This is a genomic window from Rhizobium acaciae, assembly GCF_025941625.1.
Taxonomy (GTDB): domain Bacteria; phylum Pseudomonadota; class Alphaproteobacteria; order Rhizobiales; family Rhizobiaceae; genus Rhizobium; species Rhizobium acaciae.
Genome location: NZ_JAPCZO010000026.1, coordinates 39,606 through 58,771 on the forward strand (window position 1 = coordinate 39,606; position 19,166 = coordinate 58,771).

The 19,166-nt window shown below is 59.8% G+C and carries 17 protein-coding genes; 10 read left to right on the forward strand and 7 right to left on the reverse strand.

All coding sequences use genetic code 11. The annotated features are described in order from the left end of the window. Positions 1-73 precede the first annotated feature (73 nt). Positions 74-877, forward strand: a complete 804-nt coding sequence (locus OLZ32_RS31620) for a crotonase/enoyl-CoA hydratase family protein (RefSeq protein WP_264396258.1) — start codon at positions 74-76, stop codon at positions 875-877. Between the two features lie 39 nt (positions 878-916). Here OLZ32_RS31620 and OLZ32_RS31625 read toward each other — a convergent pair whose 3' ends face one another. The 3 genes from OLZ32_RS31625 to OLZ32_RS31635 form a co-directional block, all read right to left on the reverse strand. Further along, the gene (locus OLZ32_RS31625) at positions 917-2,704 is read right to left on the reverse strand and encodes a methyl-accepting chemotaxis protein (protein WP_406649123.1); all 1,788 of its coding nucleotides are present in this window, start codon (positions 2,702-2,704) and stop codon (positions 917-919) included. 218 nt (positions 2,705-2,922) lie between these two features. Beyond that, positions 2,923-5,106, reverse strand: coding sequence for a DUF1217 domain-containing protein (locus OLZ32_RS31630; protein WP_264396260.1), 2,184 nt, complete (start codon positions 5,104-5,106; stop codon positions 2,923-2,925). A gap of 240 nt (positions 5,107-5,346) precedes the next feature. Then, complete coding sequence (locus OLZ32_RS31635; RefSeq protein WP_003550211.1) at positions 5,347-5,994, reverse strand: TetR/AcrR family transcriptional regulator; 648 nt, start codon at positions 5,992-5,994, stop codon at positions 5,347-5,349. Between the two features lie 164 nt (positions 5,995-6,158). On the opposite strand from OLZ32_RS31635, the gene OLZ32_RS31640 reads away from it, so the two are divergent. From OLZ32_RS31640 to OLZ32_RS31675, 8 genes are all read left to right on the forward strand, one after another. Continuing rightward, on the forward strand, positions 6,159-7,010 hold the full coding sequence (locus OLZ32_RS31640; protein WP_264396261.1) for an EF-hand domain-containing protein: 852 nt from the start codon (positions 6,159-6,161) through the stop codon (positions 7,008-7,010). Between the two features lie 320 nt (positions 7,011-7,330). After that, positions 7,331-8,623, forward strand: coding sequence for a flagellar hook protein FlgE (locus OLZ32_RS31645; RefSeq protein ID WP_264396262.1), 1,293 nt, complete (start codon positions 7,331-7,333; stop codon positions 8,621-8,623). A 13-nt stretch (positions 8,624-8,636) separates the two neighbouring features. Continuing rightward, positions 8,637-10,097, forward strand: a complete 1,461-nt coding sequence (gene flgK, locus OLZ32_RS31650) for a flagellar hook-associated protein FlgK (RefSeq protein WP_264396263.1) — start codon at positions 8,637-8,639, stop codon at positions 10,095-10,097. Positions 10,098-10,099: 2 nt separating this feature from the next. Beyond that, positions 10,100-11,146: a flagellar hook-associated family protein gene (locus OLZ32_RS31655; protein WP_264396264.1), complete on the forward strand. Its 1,047-nt coding sequence runs from the start codon at positions 10,100-10,102 to the stop codon at positions 11,144-11,146. 11 nt (positions 11,147-11,157) lie between these two features. Continuing rightward, the gene (locus OLZ32_RS31660; RefSeq protein ID WP_003550205.1) at positions 11,158-11,532 is read left to right on the forward strand and encodes a DnaT-like ssDNA-binding protein; all 375 of its coding nucleotides are present in this window, start codon (positions 11,158-11,160) and stop codon (positions 11,530-11,532) included. A 155-nt stretch (positions 11,533-11,687) separates the two neighbouring features. After that, positions 11,688-12,581, forward strand: a complete 894-nt coding sequence (locus tag OLZ32_RS31665) for a DUF6502 family protein (RefSeq protein ID WP_017991295.1) — start codon at positions 11,688-11,690, stop codon at positions 12,579-12,581. Next, positions 12,578-13,663, forward strand: coding sequence for a DUF5666 domain-containing protein (locus tag OLZ32_RS31670; protein ID WP_264396265.1), 1,086 nt, complete (start codon positions 12,578-12,580; stop codon positions 13,661-13,663). The genes OLZ32_RS31665 and OLZ32_RS31670 overlap by 4 nt, the downstream gene beginning before the upstream one ends. Positions 13,664-13,918: 255 nt before the next feature. Next, positions 13,919-14,167 carry a hypothetical protein gene (locus OLZ32_RS31675; RefSeq protein WP_264396266.1) on the forward strand — a complete coding sequence of 83 codons (249 nt, stop codon included), beginning with the start codon at positions 13,919-13,921 and terminating at the stop codon, positions 14,165-14,167. Positions 14,168-14,207: 40 nt separating this feature from the next. On the opposite strand, the gene OLZ32_RS31680 is transcribed toward OLZ32_RS31675, so the two are convergent. After that, on the reverse strand, positions 14,208-14,621 hold the full coding sequence (locus OLZ32_RS31680; protein WP_264396267.1) for a type II toxin-antitoxin system VapC family toxin: 414 nt from the start codon (positions 14,619-14,621) through the stop codon (positions 14,208-14,210). Continuing rightward, a complete protein-coding gene (locus OLZ32_RS31685; protein ID WP_264396268.1) occupies positions 14,618-14,866 on the reverse strand; it encodes a plasmid stabilization protein in 249 nt (82 codons plus the stop codon). The genes OLZ32_RS31680 and OLZ32_RS31685 overlap by 4 nt, the downstream gene beginning before the upstream one ends. A gap of 210 nt (positions 14,867-15,076) precedes the next feature. Between OLZ32_RS31685 and OLZ32_RS31690 the strand changes: the two genes are divergently transcribed. Further along, complete coding sequence (locus OLZ32_RS31690; RefSeq protein ID WP_264396269.1) at positions 15,077-16,894, forward strand: methyl-accepting chemotaxis protein; 1,818 nt, start codon at positions 15,077-15,079, stop codon at positions 16,892-16,894. 44 nt (positions 16,895-16,938) lie between these two features. Here OLZ32_RS31690 and doeB read toward each other — a convergent pair whose 3' ends face one another. Together doeB and doeA are read right to left on the reverse strand one after the other, a co-directional pair. Beyond that, complete coding sequence (gene doeB, locus OLZ32_RS31695) at positions 16,939-17,946, reverse strand: N(2)-acetyl-L-2,4-diaminobutanoate deacetylase DoeB (protein ID WP_264396270.1); 1,008 nt, start codon at positions 17,944-17,946, stop codon at positions 16,939-16,941. 7 nt (positions 17,947-17,953) lie between these two features. Next, the gene (gene doeA / locus OLZ32_RS31700; protein ID WP_003550197.1) at positions 17,954-19,135 is read right to left on the reverse strand and encodes an ectoine hydrolase DoeA; all 1,182 of its coding nucleotides are present in this window, start codon (positions 19,133-19,135) and stop codon (positions 17,954-17,956) included. Positions 19,136-19,166 lie beyond the last annotated feature (31 nt).

The following is a 19,166-nucleotide window of genomic DNA, read 5'->3' on the forward strand; positions in this document are numbered from 1 at the left end:
GACTAGTGAATATACACAAGCATCGACCGGCGGCATACTTCTCCTGACGCAGCATACGGGAAAGGAAAACCGAATGGCCGACACTGTTTTGATCGACAGCCGCGACGGAATCGCCACGCTCACTCTCAATCGCCCGGAAAAGCTCAATGTGCTGAATTACGCCTTGATAGACCGCTTTCTCGCGATCCTCGACGCCATCGAAACCGACAGTTCAATCCGGGTGATCATCCTCACCGGCGCAGGCGAGCGGGCATTCTCGGCGGGCGGCGATATCTACGAATTCTCGGAAAGCCTGGCGCAGGGCGCCGATGTCGCCATGCGCGATTTCGTCGCGCGCGGACAGCGATTAACTGCGCGGCTAGAAGCCTTCCGAAAACCCGTCATCGCCGCCGTCAACGGCCTTGCCTTTGGCGGAGGCTGCGAGATCACCGAGGCTGTGCCCCTCGCCATCGCCAGCGAACGCGCCCTGTTCGCCAAGCCCGAGATCAATCTCGCAATGCCGCCGACCTTTGGCGGAACGCAGCGTTTGCCGAGGTTGGCCGGGCGCAAGCGCGCCCTCGAACTGCTGTTGACGGGCGACGCATTCTCCCCGCAGCGCGCCCTCGAACTCGGCCTTGTCAACCAAGTTGTCCCGCATGACGCTCTCATGCCGGCCGCCCACGACCTCGCGCGGCGCATTCTGGGTCATTCACCGCTGGCGGCGGCGAGCATTCTGACGGCGGTGACGCGCGGCATCAACCAGAGCATCGCGGAGGGGCTGTTGATCGAAGGCGAACAATTCGCCCGGATGGCGCCAACCGCCGATTTGCGCGAAGGGCTCGACGCGTGGATCGAGCGTCGCAAGCCGAACTATCCCGGCTCGTGGTCGCTCGATTGATTGCCGCCAATACTGCCGAGAATGGCTCAGTCAGCGTAATCAGAACTCTTCCCAGTCGGACTTCAGCGCGGCGGAGGCCGACCCGTGCTGGACGGATGCGAGGGGCGAATTACGAACGACTTTCAAAGCCGTCGGTGCGGCAGGATGACGATCCGCCTGCGCAAACGAAGACCTGGATCTCGGCGCATCGTGGAAACGGAACTGTTCAAGAAGCTCGAACAGCGCGGCAGCCTCTCGGGCAAGGCCGTGGCTCGCGGCCGTCTGTTCCTCGACCATTGCGGCATTCTGCTGCGTTCCCTGGTCGACGGTGTTGATGGACTGGCTGATCTCGCCGAGCGCGGTCGATTGCTCGCGCGCCGCCTCCACGATCGCTGTGACGTTGGTATTGATTTCGTGAACCTGACTGGCGATTTCCTGGAGCGCGGATCCGGCATTCGTCACGAGGGCGACGCCGTTTGCGACATGGGAACCGGACGCTGTGATCAGGCTCTTTATCTCCTTGGCAGCTTTCGCCGACCGCTGCGCCAGCTCACGGACCTCCTGGGCAACGACCGCAAAACCCTTGCCCGCCTCCCCTGCTCGTGCCGCCTCTACGCCGGCATTGAGCGCCAAAAGGTTCGTCTGGAAGGCAATCTCATCGATAACACCGATGATATTGGAAATTTCGCGTGACGAGTTTTCGATCTGGTCCATCGCCCCGATGGCGTCACGCACCACCTGGCCGGAATGCTCGGCGTGACTTCTGGCGCGCCCCACGAGTTGACCGGCCTCCTCCGCGCGGCGGCTCGAATCCTTGACCGTCGTCGTGATTTCCTCAAGGGCGGCGGCCGTCTCTTCGACGGATGCAGCTTGCTGCTCGGTACGCTTTGCCAGGTCGTCGGCCGCTGTGCGAATTTCGTTGGAACCGGCTGATATCGCCTTGGCATTTTCGGCAACCGTCGTCATTGCGCCCTTCAACTTCCCCGAGGCGCTGTTGAAGTCGGCACGCAGCCTTTCCAGCGAAGGAATGAAAGGCTTCTGGATCATCTGCGACAGGTCGCCGTCCGCAAGATTCGTCAGGCAACGGGCAAGTTGTTCGACATTTTCGACGCGCGCCGTGACATCGGTTGCGAATTTCACGACTTTGAACACTTTGCCGTTCAGGTCGAAAATCGGATTGTAGGAAGCCTGGATATAGACCTTCCGTCCGCCCTTGCCCACGCGCATGAATTCGTCGGCAACCAGCTGGCCGCTCGCTAGTTTCCGCCAGAATTCCTTGTAAGCCTCCGATCTCGAGTAGTCGGCTTCACAGAACATCGAGTGATGTTTGCCCTGGATTTCGGCAAGCGAATAACCAAGCGTCGACAGGAAATTGTCGTTCGCGGTCAGGATTTCGCCGGCCGGCGTGAACTCGATGATCGCCTGAGCCCGGGACAATGCATCGATCTTGCCCGAATCCTCAGCAGACCTCAGCTTCTGCGCAGTGATATCAGTTGCAATCTTGATGACCTTGACCGGCTTCCCGCGTCGGAACACGGGATTGTAGGATGCTTCGATCCAGACCTCGCGCCCGCCTTTTCCGAGACGCTTATATTGCTGCTGGTCGAATTTCCCGGCTGCGAGCTTCGTCCAGAAAGCCTTGTATTCCGTTGAGGATGCATAAGCAGGCTCGACAAACATGCTGTGATGTTTTCCGACAATCTCCCTCAGCTCGTAGCCGAGCGCCCGGCAGAAGTTTTCGTTTGCGGTGAGGATCCTGCCCGATAGATCAAACTCGATCATGGCTTGCGAATTCGATAAAGCGGCAAGAGCCGCGACAGCATTTGCACCACGATCAAGAATACTCACGCGCAATCCCCCTAGATTTCATTGCTGTTGGTCCAGCCATGTCACGAATATTCGCTTATGCTTATTAACGGGGATTTAATTATGAATATAACGTGCAGGATATTTTGCTTTCAACCAGCGCTGCGTCCATCAGCCACATCCGGGCAAAGGCAGCCGGCCCCCTGCCCTGCCATGGGCAGCGATGCAGGCTCTCCGGGAACGGGGGGCCTGCAGGCCGCTCAACCGCTTTTCAATTGCGCCATCGCAAGCAGCGTATCGGCGCTTATCGTCGCCGAGCCGGTCAGGATCGACAGCGCCGTCGACGTGGTGCCTGTGCCGTTGGCCATATCATACATGGCAGTAAAGCGTTTGATCAGATCATCGACTTTGTCAGGATCCGACAGATCCTCGATGTCGATAAAATTGTCGATCATCTCGGCTTGTTTATCGACGTCCATGTTCGAGACGTAACTGGACAGGTTGAAGCTGGTCGTGAAAAACTCGAAGAGCGCGCTGTCGCCCAGAATGTCGTAGGCGCTCGAGATCTCCGGCGCCTTGCGCTGGAAGTAGAGGGCAAGGCGCACGCCGGTGTTGCTGTCGCCCTGATCATCCTCCAGCGTCAGCCTGACATAGGCGTCGATCGTCTCCAGCACGTCGCCGCGCTGCTGCACCGTCCCGGTCGGATCGGCCGAAATATTGCCGTCCTGATCGAAATTGAACGCGCCGACGAGTTCGGCGAAACGATTGTCGTCCAGCTTGTTGACGTAACTGTCTTCGTCGTCGAGATCGGAAGAAAACATCTCTTCCAACGCGTCCGACGTGACATCATCAGGATCGAGCCCCTTTGCCTCGAGCACGAAGGAAACCAGACGATCATCGGCCAGGAATTCGCTGGCCGTGGTGATCGTCGCCATCTGCTCGCGAAAATAGGTGATCTCCTCGTCCGCCGCGTCGGTCGCTTCCGTCAGCTCGTCGCTTTCGAGGTATCGGATCTTGTTCTGCTTGTAATAGGCAGCATAGTCGTCGACGACGGATTCCGACATGGCCTGCAGCGGAACGGTCACGTCGCCATTATCGTCGAAGTTGAAGGCTTTGCGAAAGGCGACGAACCGGTCGTCGTCGAGGCTGTTGACATAGCTTTTCGAGTCCGAGGGATCGCTTTCGAGAATTTTCCGGACCTCGCTTCTCGAAACGCTGTCCGGGTCTATGTCATACGCTCGCAACGCCATTTCCCACAGTTCCGGGAGATCGTCGTTGTCGTCATCGTCGTCGTCATCATTCGACACCAGGAAATCATCGATCGAGGTGACGCTGGCGATGCGCGTCGTATAGTTGTCGACGGCGTCTTCAGTGTCGGTGTTGGCGATCAGCACTTCATAATTTTCATCGAAGGCCGCCGTGGTGGCGGCGGTCTGTTCCGATGTCTGGGCCGTGTCGCCATCGGCAAGCGCGCCGTCTTCATCGAAATTGAAGGCATCGTGCAGCTCGGACAAGCCGATCGCGTCGGCGATGTCGGCGCTTTTCAGCGCCGCAGAAATGAAGTTATCCGTTTCGCTATCGGTAAGCCCATAGGCAGTTCTCAGATAGGAAACCAGTTTGACGTCGCTCATCAACTCATCGACGGAGGTGATGTTGCCGATTTGCGCCGCGAAATAAGTGTCATAGGCCTCCCCGGTTTCCGAGGAAGCGATCGTTGCCGAGGCTACCGCATAAGCGCTTGTGACCAGCGAAGTCTGATCTTCCGACATCACGTCGCCGTCGGTCGAGCCATCCTCGTTGAAGTTGAAGGCCTTCGCCAGGTTGACATAGACCTCGTCGTCAAGCTGGTTGACGAAACTATCGGCATCGTCGAGATCGCTCGTCAAAACACTCTTCAGGAAGCTGGTCGAGGTATATTCGGTGCTGAGCCCGAAAGCCGTCAGCACATAGTTCTTCAGCTTCGAACTCGACAGAAGATCGTCGACCGAGGTGATCGACGAGATATTCTCTTCAAAATAGTCCGTCGCGTCGGCGATATCTTCCGCCTCGGTGTCGAAGGACTCCTCATAAGCATCGAGCAGATTGTCCCGCTGCACGTCCGATTGCGCCGTCTTCGTCTCGCCAGCGAATTTGAAGGCGGCAGCGAACTCGGCATAACGGGTGTCGCTCAAGCTGTTGGCGAAGCTCGATGAATCGCTGAGATCGCTCTCCAGCACCTTCTTCATGAAGGCCTTGGCATATGTCATGTCTTCAAGGCCGTAGGCCTTCATGGCATAGGAATAAAGCTTGTAATCGCTCATGAATTCATCGGCGGTCGTGACCTTGTCGATGTTTTCCTTGTAGTAGGCGCTGTCGCGGGCAACCGTTGCCTGTGAAGCCACGTTCGAGAGGCTGGCGTTCAGATTTCGCGCGACCGTGAGATAGCTTACATAGGTGGAAACCAACGTCTGTCCCTTTCATAGGCACGGCGGTGCCGCGCGAAAGCCTGTCGGCAGTCACGGGTGAACATTTTCATCTCTGCGGGAATGTCATCGCCGGTCATGGCGAAGCGCAGCCACGTACATGTGACCGAATCAACTTAATAGAACTCTATGGTTCTATAATTAATCCAATGCGGAATTGGAAGCGAAAGTCAAGGGATCTTGTTCTGCCGGGCGAAAGCGCGAGGAGCGAATCTGAGCGCTTTAGGTGGCGCCGACGCCTGCGGCAAAGATGGCAATGCAGCGGCGAAGATGGGCAAACAGTTGAGCCCGATCGGGCCAGGCCTGAGCGCGCCCTTCCGGCGGACCCATGCCGCCGAGGATCATATCCATCAGCATCCGGGCTCCGCTCGCCGTATCGTCCAGCGTCAATCTGCCTTCCGACCGGCGTTCGCTCAGCCAGTCGGCGAGATGCTGGCGGCTGGCAAGCATGCCTTCGCGCTGCAGGATATCGACAAGTTCGGGAAATTGCGCCGCTTCGCGAAAGACGAGTTGCAGGAATCCGGTGCGATCCGCATCCTTGTCCTCATCCATATCGATCATGAAAATGCGCTCGAGGCTCGCGGCAATCGAGATATCTTCGGCAGGCCTGGGCAGATCGAGCATCAGGCGTCGATGCGCACCGACCACGGCAGCAAACAACTCTTCCTTGCTCTGAAACAGCTTATAGAGCGTCTGCTTCGAAACGCCCGCCTCGGAGGCGACGATCGCGGTCGTGCTTCCGGCATAACCGTATTTGACGAAAACGCGGCCGGCGACTTCGACGATATGCGCCCGCTTATCCTCGTCGCTGGAAACTTTCGGTCGACCGCGTTTGCGCGGCTCGTCCGCAGGTTCGTCGATAATATCCATGGCGGTCTAGACCACCCTGCCGAAACGCGTGCCGACGACCTGAGAACGTAGACTACGATTTCTGAGGGGCAATTTTTTCGGTTGTGGCATTAGTGATTTCGATTTAGAGAACTTATCAGTTCTGTAATGCGTTGCATCCTCACCCTCCTAGCGATGGAGCGCTTATGACGACCATTTCCGCTGCAACATCAGTCTCTTCCTATTCCTATAGCAAGTACCCGACATCCGCGTCCGAGGAGATCCTATCCTCTAATACGGTTTCGTCGGCAAAAGCAACCAAAAGCGGGCAGCTCGATGAAGACGCGTCCAGCAGCGCCGACAAACTCCTGTCCCAACTGATGACGCTGTCGATGAACCGCTTCTCCGATCAGTCGGTATCCGGCGAGGATGAGGATGGCGGCGAAGGCATGGATGTTGCCCAATTGGACAGCGATGGCGACGGCTACGTGACTAAGGCCGAGTTCGTCGCGGCCCGGCCGTCCGACGTGACGGAGGACCAGGCCACCACGCTTTTCGACAGCTTCGACAGCGAAAGCACTGGCTCGCTATCGGTCGATGTGCTCGCCGAGGCCATGTCCGCTCAGCAGTCGCAACGCCCCGGCGGCGACGATCTTGCATCCCTGCTCTCCGATCTCGATACCGATGGCGACGGCTCCATCAGCAAGGACGAGTTCGTCGCAGGCCGGCCGTCCGATGTGACGGACGACCAGGCCGGCACGCTTTTTGACAGCTTCGACAGCGAAGGAGCGGGTTCGCTATCGGTCGATGCGCTGACAGAGGCCATGTCGGCCGAGCAGTCGCAACGTTCTGAAGGACCGCCACCGCCGCCGCCCGCAGAAGACGACCAGTCTCAATCCCTGCTCTCCGATCTCGATACGAATGGAGACGGGCTCGTGACATTGGACGAGTTCATGGCAAGCAAGCCCGAGGACGTCACCGAAAGCCAGGCGAGCCAGCTCTTTAGTCTGCTCGACACATCCGACACCGGTTCATTGTCCGTACAGTCTGCGGGCTGACGGCGGATACGGAGCGTCGCCATTGCAGTTGCTGGAGAAGCTGCAATGAGACGATCTGAAAGTGGCCCGGCCGTGGAGCTGGCAGAGCCTTCAGCCGGGCCGCTCCTGAAATGCTGAAACGTTGGTGCGCCGCCACAGGCGCACGATACTAGCGCGCGGATGAGCCGAAGCGCCTATCGCCATCACGGGGTCAGTCCAGACAATCAGATCATCGACCGGTGTCGGCCTTTGCCCGGCGCCAGCGATGTCGTGCGCCCGCAATCCGGGCCCTGGAAGCCCCTCGTCACATGGCATGTTCCCAAACCTTAAAGGATCGAGCCATGAGCATTTTTGGAAGCATGAAAACCGCCGTCTCCGGCATGAGCGCCCAGGCAAACCGGCTGAGCACGGTTTCCGACAATATCGCCAACGCGAACACCACCGGCTACAAAGCCGTTTCCACGTCCTTTTCGTCATTGGTTCTGCCGTCTTCCTCGGGCAATTATAATTCAGGCGGCGTTCAGACCTCAGTGCGTCAGGCGATTTCCCAACAGGGCGACATTTCCTATACGACCTCGGCCTACGACCTGGCGATCTCGGGAGACGGGTTCTTCATCGTGGAAAGCGCCGACGGCACGCCTGTGCTCACCCGGGCCGGCGACTTCTCGGTCGACAGCGACGGCAATCTCGTCAACGGCGCCGGTTTCACGCTGATGGGATATTCCTATGATTCCGGCGTGCCGGCGGTGGTCGTCAACGGCTTCGACGGCCTGGTGCCGGTCAACGTATCCCAATCGGGGTTGAGCGCCGTCGCTTCCAGCAGCGCCTATTTCAGCGGCAACCTGAACTCCGAAGCGACCGTCGTCACGGATACGACGACGCTGCCGAGCGCCAACACGGCAAGCGTCACCGACGACACGCAGAAGATGTCGCTGGTTGCCTATGACAGCCTCGGCGGCACCGTCCAGTACGACTACTACTTCACCAAGACCGGCGTCACGACGGATGCGAGCGGCGCGGTCACCGGCAGCACCTGGGAGGTCGCGGTTTACCGCAATGCCGATGCAGCCACCGGCAGCACGACGTCCTTTCCCTACTCTTCCGATGCCGTGAGCGTTGCAACGCTCTCCTTCGACGCCGATGGCCAGCTGACCACCGCAACCGACACCGACATCGTCGATCCGGTAACGGCAAAGACGGTCACCATGGACTATTCCGACTTCACCCAGCTTGCCTCCGACTTCTCGGCGACGGGATCCGCAGACGGCCAGGCCGCAAGTGCGGTGAGCTCGGTGTCTATCGGCGCGGACGGCGTGGTGTCGGTGTCCTATGCGAACGGCGCGACAAAGGCTCTCTATCAGATCCCTCTCGCGACAGTCGCCAGCCCCGACAATCTGACGCTGCTCAGCGGCAACGTCTACAGTGCCAACGGATTGTCCGGCGTCACGGTCACCGGCTTCCCGCAGACGAACGGGCTTGGCTCCATCCAGTCCGGCGCTCTCGAAAGCTCGAACGTCGATCTCGCCGGCGAACTGACGGAGATGATCGAGGCGCAGCGCAGCTATACCGCCAATTCCAAGGTGTTTCAGACCGGCTCCGATATCATGGATGTCCTCGTCAATCTGAAACGATAGGGAGGGCGCCGGCATGTCGCTCACCTCCGCCTTGAACAGCGTGCAAAGTATTTTCAACACTACGGGCCAGCAAAGCAGCGTCATCTCGACGAATATCGCCAATGTCGGAAATTCCGACTATGTGAGACGGGAGGCGTCGGTTACGACGTCTCTTTCCGGCGCCCAGGTCGTCAGCATCAGCCGGGCGCAGGAAACTGCGCTGCTTGCCCAGTATCTGCAAACGAATGCCAAGGACAGCGCCCAGCAGACGCTGGTGACCGGTCTCGAAAGCCTGAAGTCGCTGGTGGGCGGCAATGACTATGAAACCTCGCCGAGTACCTATCTCACGGCATTCCAGCAGGCGCTCCAGACATTCGGCACGTCGCCAAGCAGCACGACCGCGGCGCAATCGGCCGTGACCGCCGCGCGGGATCTCGCCAATTCGCTAAATACCGCAAGCGGCGGCGTCCAGTCGATCAGAGCCGAGGCGGATGCGGAGATCGCCACACAGGTCTCCACCCTGAATACGCTGCTGTCTGAGTTCGAGGCGGCCAACAATGCGGTCAAGCTGGCGACATCGACCGGCACCGATACATCCTCGGCGCTCGACGAGCGTGAAAAGCTCCTGAAGCAGATCTCCTCGATCGTCGGCGTCACCTCCACCGTGCGCGACAATAACGATATGGCGCTCTACACCTCTGATGGCACCGTGCTGTTCGAGACCATACCCCGCACCGTCACCTTCGCGCCGACAGCGACTTACGTCGCGGGAACGGAAGGCAATTCCATCTATATCGACGGCGTTGCGCTCGACGCCGGCGAGGGATCGACGACGAGTGCCTCGGGCAGCCTGCAGGCACTGCTGCAGCTTCGCGACGAGATCGCCCCGACATTCCAGGCTCAACTCGACGAGATCGCCAAATCGCTCGTCCAGATCTTCTCGGAAACAGACGGCAGCACGAGCGCGCCGGGACTTTTCGTCTGGACGACGGCGTCAGGCGCAACCGGGGCAACACCTGCTGCTTCCGACGATACGACAGGGATCGCCTCCACCATCTCGGTCAATCTGGCCGTTGTCACCAGCGAGGGCGGCGATGCGACAAAGCTGCGCGATGGCTCCATCAGCGGGATCACCGATCTCAACACCTCGGGAGACAGCGGCTTCTCGGACAATCTCGACGCCCTGTATGAGGCGCTGACGGAACAGCGCTCGTTCTCTTCCGACGCCGGTCTCTCGACGTCGCAAAGCCTGACGGACTACGCCAGCGCCTCCATCGGCTGGCTCGAGCAATATCGAAGCGACGCCACCTCGGCCTCCGAAACCACGGCTGCCGCCTTGTCGCGCTCCGACGAGGCCTATTCCAACGAAACCGGCGTCAACCTCGACGAGGAACTGACACTGCTTCTCGACATCGAACAATCCTACAAAGCGGCGACAAAGATCCTGAACGTCATCGACGAGATGTTCCAGTCGCTCCTCGACATAGCGAGCTAGTCATGAAAGCATCTTTTGTCTCATCATCGGCGATGCAGAATGTTTTGCGGCTCACCATCAGCCAGTCCCAAAACAAGCTGCAGCAGGCCTCGACGGAAGCGACCACAGGAACCTACGCCGATATCGGCGTATCCCTCGGCGCCGGCGCTGCAAAGTCGATCAATCTCACCAGTGCTATCGCGCAGGCCGCCTCTTTCAAGATGAGTAATGCCGTCGTCGAATTGCGCATGAACGCATCGCAAACCGCCCTTTCGAGCCTCAAGGATGCCGGCGACAGTCTGGTCTCGAACCTGACCGCACTCCAGGCGAGCCAGGATACGACGAGCATCGCCGTTGCCTTGCAGACGGCGAGCGCCACGATTTCGCAGCTAGTCTCGACGGCAAACACGTCGGTCAATGGCGAATTCCTGTTCGGCGGAACGAACCTCGACAGCCAGCCTCTGAGCGATCAATCCTCGGCGGTCTCGGATACGATCGTTTCGGCTCTGAACGATTATGCAACCGGTCTCGGAAAAGACGTCAACGAGTTGACAGGCGAGGAAATCGGCAGCTTCATCACCGACACGGTCGAGCCGATGTTCTCCGAGAGCGCCTGGACGGACACTTCCGACGGCTGGTCGAGCGCTTCCAGCACCGACATGACGAGCCGGATCAGCGGATCGGAAACCATCACCTCGTCGACCAACGCCAATTCCGAAGGCATGCGTTATCTCGCGCTGGCATCCGTCGTCGTCTCCGCCCTCTTCGGCCAGGATCTCAGCTCCGACGCGCAGAGCACCGTCGCATCCAAGGCGATCGCCTATGCGGCGCAGGCGACCTCCGGGATCGTGACGCAGCAAAGCGAACTCGGCCTCGCCCAGGAACGGCTCGAAAAGGCAAATGACGCGCTCGACGCTCAATCCACTCTGCTTCAGGGAAACCTCGTCGATCTCCAGGGCGTGGATACCTATGAAGCCTCGACGCTCGTCAACCAGCTGCAGACGCAATTGGAAACGGCCTACACGCTCGTTTCGAAACTCCAGAGCCTGAGCCTGGTCAACTATCTCTGACGGATTGAAAAATGCGGGAATTCAAGCAGTTGCAAATACCGGCTCTCACGAAGGAGCCCAACACGACGTGTTCCGAAATCGTGGCGGAGGCGGCCTTCGCGCTTGCCTCCGGCATCATCGATACGATCCCCTTCGTCGGCAGCAAACTCGACGAGCAACAGACGCGGGCATGGCCGCGATCGGGTGTCTTCACGGATGACGGCGTCGAGATGACCGCTACGCCCCCTGAAATATTCGAGCTTTGCGAGTTGCTGGCAGCCCACATCGAGAAAGGTACGTCATTCGACGTTTTCGAGGTTTTCCACAAGATTGCGCGCATCGACCGGCTGATCGACTGGCGCCACGGCGCAGTGCTGTCACCCGAGCCGCATCCGGTAACGCATTGACAGAAGACGCAAAATGCTTTCCCAATGGTGGCGCGATCACGGCCGCGCCGCCAGCAATCATGGCATAGGCTGGTCTTGCCTAGGGCTTGTCCGTTGCGGCAGTCTGGACTTTCCCATAGGGGAGACTGGGGACGATTGCCGAAGGTCTGCCGGCAATGGTCTTTCAGAGACCGAGTGTGTTCTTGATGTCGAAGCCGCGCGCGAAGCTACCCTTCTCCGAAGAGACCTTGCAGGCCATGCTGATCCGCGTGCTTCGCCCGCTGGTCAAGCTCGCACTCGCCTCCGGCTTCAACTTCATCGCTTTTTCGACCGTTCTTCGCCGCCTTTATATCGAGGTCGCAGAGAAGGAATTCGCGCTGCCGAACAAGAGCCAGACGGATAGCCGCATCTCGCTCCTGACCGGCATTCACCGCAAGGACGTCAACCGGCTGCGCGGACAGGTGCTTGCGGCATCCTTCCTGACCACCGGCGTTTCGCAGACGAGCCGCATTCTCGCCAGATGGCTTGCCGATCCGTTTTATTGCGATGCGGAGGATCGGCCGAGTGCCCTGCCCCGGACCTCCAGCGACGGCGGTCCGTCATTCGAGAGCCTGGTGAGCGACATCACCAAGGACGTCCACCCCCGCTCCATCCTGGACGACTGGCTGGACAAAGGCATCGTCGTTGTCGATCAGAACGGCTGGATCCAGCTCGATCTCTCATCGATCGTCCCCAATGCCGGCGACGAGGCCCGCCGGCATTATTTTACCCGCAACCTCCGTGACCATGTGCAGGCGTCGGTCATGAACCTGATGAACGAGCCTCCTCCGAACTTCGAACGCGCCGTCCATTATGACGGGATATCGCCCGTTCTGGCGGCCCGGCTCGACGAGATCGCGCGCGCGGAAGGAATGGCGCTGCTCCTGAAACTCAACAAGATCGCCCATCAGGCCATCAAGGACGACCCCGGCGGCAACAGCCGCTGGATCACCGGGCTCTATCTCATGACCGAGGAGGGCGAGGCCGATCGTCAGGCAGACACCGCATCCAAGACGGAGACGGACGAATGACCCCGTCGGCGATCTCGAGAAGGCAATTTCTGCTGGCCGGAATAGCGCTTCAGGTTCTGGGGCCCAAGATTGCCGCCGCGCAGCCGACGGGCACCAGCGATCATGGCATCGGCGGATCCGGACTTTCCATCAAGGGCGGCGGAGAGAACGAAGATCACGGCATCGGCGGGACAGGCATCGTCGGAACCATCCAGGGTTTTGGAAGCATCATCGTCAACAACATCCACATCCCGTTCAGTGCGACGACACCGATCGAAATCGACGGCCGACGCGTTCGCGCGAGCGCGATGAAGGTGGGCCATGTCGCCCGGGTGCTGCTGACGGGCAAGCTTGCCGCCCGCATCACCATCGCCAGCGAAGTCCAGGGCCGCATCGACCGGATGAACAAGACCGGCATGACCATACTGGGGCAAACGATCGACACGACGGGTGTCACGACGAAGGGCCTGCGCAAGGGCAAGCGGGTCGCCGTGTTTGGCATCCGCAAACCTGACGGTACGATCATTGCCCGGCGCATCGAGCCCCGCTCCGTTTCCGAAGGCGCCCATGTTCGAGGCATCCCCGTCAAGAGCAGCAATCGCGTCCTGATCGGCGGTCTTTCGCTTGGAAGCACGCATGGATACCTGGCCGGCAAGCAAACGCTCGTGCGTCTCAAGGCCGTCGCCGATCGATTGATCATCACGCGCATTCAGGCTGAACCCCTGGTGCCGGGCTTGAAACACGGCATCGTCAACGTCGAGACCTTCCGGCCGACCGATAAGGACCGGCCGGGCGCGGGACCCGGAGGGTCCGCGCCTTTCGGCTCGACGCCGCCATCTCCTGATGGTCATGGCTTCGTCGATGTCGGCGTGCGGGACTCAAGCAGAATGACCGGCTTTCCCGACGGGCGTGTTCCGGACGGCTTCGGTCCGCGACGTCCAGGTGGGCCTTCGGATCGACCGCCGCCCGATCGTTCGCCCTTCGGCAGAGGCGGGCCGGACCGAGATTTTTCCGCTCCGGATAGAGGGGGGCGGCCAACGCAGGACGGCCCGCCGCCTGGGCCGCCGCCCCCAGGCCCGGGTCCGGGTCCGGGTCCGCACTGAAAGCGCTGTCGCCCCATGTTGACAAATGGGAAATTTTCCCATTTATAGTTCATGCGAATTCTGCTTCGGGTGATTCCAGGGAGGGTTTGCCGATTGGCTAACGTGTCCGCCCCACACCCGCTAGCCAATCGTTTGATTTTCAATCGTTCCGAGACTGTCAAAACCATGTTCCTGAGTCATCGCAGTAATGGCCCATCCCATAGGCTGGATGGCGCCATCCGAACCAATCCGTCACCGCCCAAGAGGAGTCAGGAATTGTTTTTGCTGGAACGCGAACCGGACATGTCGGTGAAGATGGACGAACCGACCATCGTTGCAACCTGGGAAAACCGCGCTCAAATCATCGAAATTATGAGCAGCGCACGCACCATGAGCCAGGAATTTCAAGATCTTTGGAACAGCAGCGGTGGAACGGGCCGGCTCAGCCAGGAAAACACGGACAGATTGGTCGAACTCCTGCGCGAGATCGGCGCCCTGAACGAAAAGCTCATGCGCTTGGCTTGAACGGCCTCTCAGCTACGAGCGCCAAGCATGTTTCGGGAATTCAAAATTGCCATGGTGAAATCAACTCAAGGCCTGTGGTCGCAAAGTCCCCCAGGTTTCGCGTCGCAAGTCGACCGCCATTAACCCGCGCAATGGCGGCTATCATGCCATCCGGAGCCGACATTCCACGCCCTTGACGAGCAGCAAGGCCCATAATGTCGCCATAAGCAAGAGTTGCCTCTTCGGTCAGACCGAAAATCCGGTCCGCGAAGCGACGGCGCCAGTCGGACAGCCCTTGTTCGAGGCGTTCGGCTCGCTGATCGGGTCGGATCTTCTGGATTCCAAGAGCTATTTCCGCAATTGTCACCGTCGGTAACGCCAATTCTGCATCATGACGGATCAGCCATGCAATCACGGCCTCGTCGGGCGACTTTTTTAGGGTTTCCGATATGACGTTGGTATCGAGAAAGATCAAAGTTCGATGCCCATGTGTGCGTGCCTGTCCTCTTTGATAACTGATTCAAGGTCGATATCCGTGCCACTTTGCTGCAAAAGACGAGCATAGAAGGTCGTGGCTGCCTCGCGGCCGGCATCCCGTATTTCATACGATTCCAGAGCCCGCTCAACGATGTCAGCTATTGAGCGATTTTCGCGCCGGGCAAGCCGATGCGCAAGTTCGCGTGCCTTCGCGCTGCGCACGGAAAGTTGAGGTTCAGCCATGTCGGTCTCGGTCTCCTTTCATCTGTATATAAACATCAGCCTGCTAGCCACCAAGATGGCAACTGATGGCTGGATACCACAAGTATTCACGACCCCTACTATGTTCCGATGCCAAAAGAATTAACCATATCTCAGTATTCTTGCGAAATAATGCCATAGGTAGATCAGGCATCTCGAAGCAGAGAGGCCAAAAGTTATTTGGAGACAGTCTTGGCATTTACCATTGCTCGTAGTTTGGTGGCGTTTGGTGTCGCCGTTTCAGCCGGCCTTTTCATGTCGATCGGTTTGCAGCAATCGGCGCTCGAACGGCTGAAAGTCAACGGTCCGGTTTACGAGCAGGTCGTCTACGGCAAGGATTTGATCGCCGATATTCTGCCGCCGCCGCTGTTTGTGGTCGAATCCTACATGCTGTCCTTCGAGGCGAGCAAATTTCCCGAGCTCACAGAAACCAATCTTGCCAAGATCGCAAATCTCAAGGCCGCCTACGACGACCGCCGCGCCTATTGGAAAACCACTCGGCTGCCGCAGGCGTTGAAGGACGAGCTTGAAAACGATGTCATCGCCAAGGGCGACGCATTCTGGGGGGTGATGAACCGTGAGATCATCCCGGCCCTGAATGCCAGGGATGAAGACAAGGCATATGGTGCGATCGAGCAGCTGCGCGTCGCCTTTCATTCACATCAGGACGCGGTCGAGAAACTCGTCGCCAATTCCGACGCTTTCCTGAAGGGCGAGGAACGCAATGCGGCCTCGGAGATCGTCACCTGGACGATCTATGCGGGTGCTGCGGGCTTCGGATCGTTCGGGCTATTGCTGGTGGGGCTCTATCTTCTGCGACGCCGGGCGATCGTGCCGCTCGATGGCATGAAGGCCTATATGGGCAATCTTGCTGAAGGCGATTTTTCGACTGACGTTCCCTACGCCAACCGTTCCGACGAGATCGGAGCCATGTCCAAGGCCGTGGCGGTATTCCGCCGCAACGCGCTCGAGCGGCAGGACGCGCAGAGGCGCGAGACCGCACTTCGCGATGCGGAATTCGAGCGTGAACGCAGCCAGCTGGCCGAAAAGGCCGCCGAGGAGCAGATCCGCGAAACGGTGATCGATCAGCTGACATACGGACTGGAACAGCTATCGACCGGCAATCTCGATTGCCGAATCAAGACACCCTTCGCCGCTGCCTACGAGACTTTGCGCGCGAAGTTCAACGACAGTATGGACGCGCTTTGTGCGTCGATGGCGGAGATTGCCCAGACCTCCAAGCAAGTGGGCAGCTCCTCGGCCGGCATCACCGATGCCGCCGACAGCCTTGCGTCGCGCACGGAACAGCAGGCCGCGATGCTCGAAGAGGCGACAGCCGCGCTCGATGAAATGAATATCAAAGCCAAAGATGCCTCCGACCATGCCGGCAGAGCGACAGGCATGATGGCTCAGACCCGCACCAGCGCCGAACATTCGGCGGCCGTCGTTCGCGAAGCAATCGCCGCCATGGAAAGGATCGAAGGTTCGTCCTCCCAGATCGGCGAGATCGTGAATGTCATCGATGAAATCGCCTTCCAGACCAATCTTCTGGCGCTCAATGCCGGGGTTGAAGCAGCGCGGGCGGGCGAAGCAGGCAAGGGTTTTGCCGTCGTGGCGCAGGAAGTGCGTGAACTTGCCATGCGCTCGGCCAACGCCGCCAAGGAGATCAGAGCTCTGATCTCCACCTCCTCGGCCCAGGTCTCCACCGGTGTGGAGCTCGTCAACCGAACCGGCAAGGCGCTCCTGGAAATCGAAGGGCAAGTCGAGCAGGTTGCCGGCCTGATCGCCCGCATCGTTTCGGTGTCCTCCGAACAGGCGGTGGCGATCGGCGAGATCAACGCCTCGGTCAACGCGCTCGATCAGGTAACGCAACGCAACGCAGCCATGGCCGTCGAAACCGCCTCAGCCTGCCGCGCGCTCGGCAGCCAGACACAGACGCTGGAGGGGGTCGTCAACCGCTTTCAGGTCGATGCGGGAGCCAGCACGTCCAGACCACAGAAAGCTGCTTGAGGTGTGATCAGCAGTTTGATCCCGCCTCTGCCTGTCCGACCACCTCAGCCCGTAACGATCGCCACAACGGCAACGCAGTCTCCAGCCTTGACCAGCCCCGAGAAATGCCGGGCGCAAAGAATGCCGTTCATGCTGGCGCGGATCTCGCGGGGCGCCACCCCGGTCCGCCCAGTCGGGTAGATGCGAGCGATGACGGCATCGGCTGTGACGGCTTCACCGAGATCAATGACAGGTTCGATCAGCCCGCCCTCCTCTGCGAAGGAGAAGCAGCGGCCGTCCGGCATGTCGAGCCAGGTCGTCGGACCGGTATCGACGGCACCGGCGACGATCCCTGCGTGGCGTAGCACGTTCATGGTGCCGCGCTTGGCAATCGCAGCACTTTTGGCCGTAGCAGTGCCGCCGCCGCCGAGTTCCGTGGTGATGAAGATCTTGCCCATCTCCTCGGCCGCGGTGTCGTACATGCCGACCGCATCGATCTCCAGCATCTTCATCGAATAGGGAGCGGCAAAGGCCGTCACGAATTCGAAGGCTTTTTCCTGCTGTTGCTTGTTCGGCAGGATGTGGGCCGCGCAGAATGGCAGAAAATCGAGCGTCTTGCCGCCGGAATGGAAGTCGAGGACGAGATCGGCCATCGGCAGAAGCACACGGCTGAAATAGTCGGCGATCTTCTCCGTCACCGTGCCGTCCGGCCGGCCCGGAAAGCTGCGGTTCATGTTGCCCCTGTCGATCGGCGAGGTCCTGGTTCCTGCCAGGAATGCCGGATAATTCATGGCCGGCACGATGATGACAGTGCCCCTCACCTCTTCCGCCTTCAGCGAACGGGCAAGTTCGAAAAGCGCGATCGGTCCCTCATACTCGTCGCCGTGATTGCCGCCGGTCAAAAGGGCCGTTGGCCCCTTGCCGTTCCGGACGACCGTTATCGGCACCATCACCGATCCCCAAGCGGAATCGTCGCGGCTGTAAGGCAGGCGCAGAAAGCCGTGCTGGACGCCCTCGGCGGCAAAATTGACCGTCGCGCTGATCGGCGACGGCCGCAAGCAAATCTCTGTCATGACAGCCTCAATCCTTGACCATCAGTCTGCGCGGCACGTTCGCGAAGCACTCGACACCGCTGTCGGTGATGAGGATGCTCTCGGTCGTCTCGAAGCCCATGTCTTCGAGCCAGAGGCCGGTCATGAAATGGAAGGTCATGCCGGGCTTCAGCTCCGTCCGGTCGCCCGGCCGCAGGCTCATGGTGCGCTCGCCCCAGTCCGGCGGATAGGAAAGGCCGATCGGGTAACCCGTGCGGTTGTCCTTGACGATGCCGTATTTCTTCAGCACCGCGAAGAAGGCGTTGGCGATATCCTCACAGCTATTGCCGGGTCTGGCGACCGCAAGACCGGCTTCCATGCCCTCCAGCGTCGCTTTTTCGGCATCGAGAAAGGCCTGCGTCGGCTTGCCGAGGAAGACGGTTCGCGACAGCGGCAGGTGATAGCGGTTGTAGCAGCCGGCGATCTCGAAGAAGGTGCCCTCGCCCTTCTTCATCGGCCGGTCGTCCCAGGTCAGATGCGGTGCGGACGCTTCGACGCCGGACGGCAGCAGCGGCACGATCGCCGGATAATCGCCGCCGATGCCGTCGACGCCGCGGGTGCCGGCATCGTAAATTTCCGCGACCAGATCGCACTTGCGCATGCCGACCTCGATCTTGTCGAAGATGCGGGCGTGCATCGCCTCGACGATACGGGCGGCATTGCGCATGTAGCCGATCTCGGTCTCGCTCTTGACGGCTCGCTGCCAGTTGACGAGCGCGGTCGCGTCGACGAAACGCGCATTCGGCAAGTGCTTCTGCAGCGCCGCAAAGGCCGCCGCCGAAAACCAGTAATTGTCCATCTCGACGCCGATCGTCAGCTTGCCGAAGCCGCGCTCGGTCAGGATGCCCGAGAGGTAGTCCATGGGGTGGCGCTCGGTCGACTGCACATAGTGATCGGGATAGCCGACGATGTTGTCGTGTTTCAGATAGGCGGTGAACTTGGCGCCATTGGCATCCTGGCCGCGGCCGAACCAGATCGGCTCGCCCTGCGGCGGCACGATCACCGCCTGGTGCACATAGAAGGACCAGCCGTCATAGCCGGTCAGCCAGGCCATGTTCGACGGGTCGCTGACAACAAGCAGGTCAACACCCTTCGTCTCCATGGCACGCCGTGTCTTTTCCAGCCGCGCGGCATATTCGCCGAGCGAGAATTTGAGCTTGGACTGGGTCATGTTTCTTCCCTTCTCTTCCGGCGCCGCGCCG

Bases quoted from the DNA above. Each gene is read 5' to 3' on its own strand.
- flgK (WP_264396263.1), top strand. From the start codon at position 8,637: ATGTCGCTCACCTCCGCCTTGAACAGCGTGCAAAGTATTTTCAACACT.
- doeA (WP_003550197.1), bottom strand. From the start codon at position 19,135: ATGACCCAGTCCAAGCTCAAATTCTCGCTCGGCGAATATGCCGCGCGG.
- OLZ32_RS31620 (WP_264396258.1), top strand. From the start codon at position 74: ATGGCCGACACTGTTTTGATCGACAGCCGCGACGGAATCGCCACGCTC.
- OLZ32_RS31685 (WP_264396268.1), bottom strand. From the start codon at position 14,866: ATGGCTGAACCTCAACTTTCCGTGCGCAGCGCGAAGGCACGCGAACTT.
- OLZ32_RS31670 (WP_264396265.1), top strand. From the start codon at position 12,578: ATGACCCCGTCGGCGATCTCGAGAAGGCAATTTCTGCTGGCCGGAATA.
- OLZ32_RS31665 (WP_017991295.1), top strand. From the start codon at position 11,688: ATGGTCTTTCAGAGACCGAGTGTGTTCTTGATGTCGAAGCCGCGCGCG.
- OLZ32_RS31640 (WP_264396261.1), top strand. From the start codon at position 6,159: ATGACGACCATTTCCGCTGCAACATCAGTCTCTTCCTATTCCTATAGC.
- OLZ32_RS31660 (WP_003550205.1), top strand. From the start codon at position 11,158: ATGCGGGAATTCAAGCAGTTGCAAATACCGGCTCTCACGAAGGAGCCC.
- OLZ32_RS31635 (WP_003550211.1), bottom strand. From the start codon at position 5,994: ATGGATATTATCGACGAACCTGCGGACGAGCCGCGCAAACGCGGTCGA.
- OLZ32_RS31655 (WP_264396264.1), top strand. From the start codon at position 10,100: ATGAAAGCATCTTTTGTCTCATCATCGGCGATGCAGAATGTTTTGCGG.
- OLZ32_RS31645 (WP_264396262.1), top strand. From the start codon at position 7,331: ATGAGCATTTTTGGAAGCATGAAAACCGCCGTCTCCGGCATGAGCGCC.
- doeB (WP_264396270.1), bottom strand. From the start codon at position 17,946: ATGACAGAGATTTGCTTGCGGCCGTCGCCGATCAGCGCGACGGTCAAT.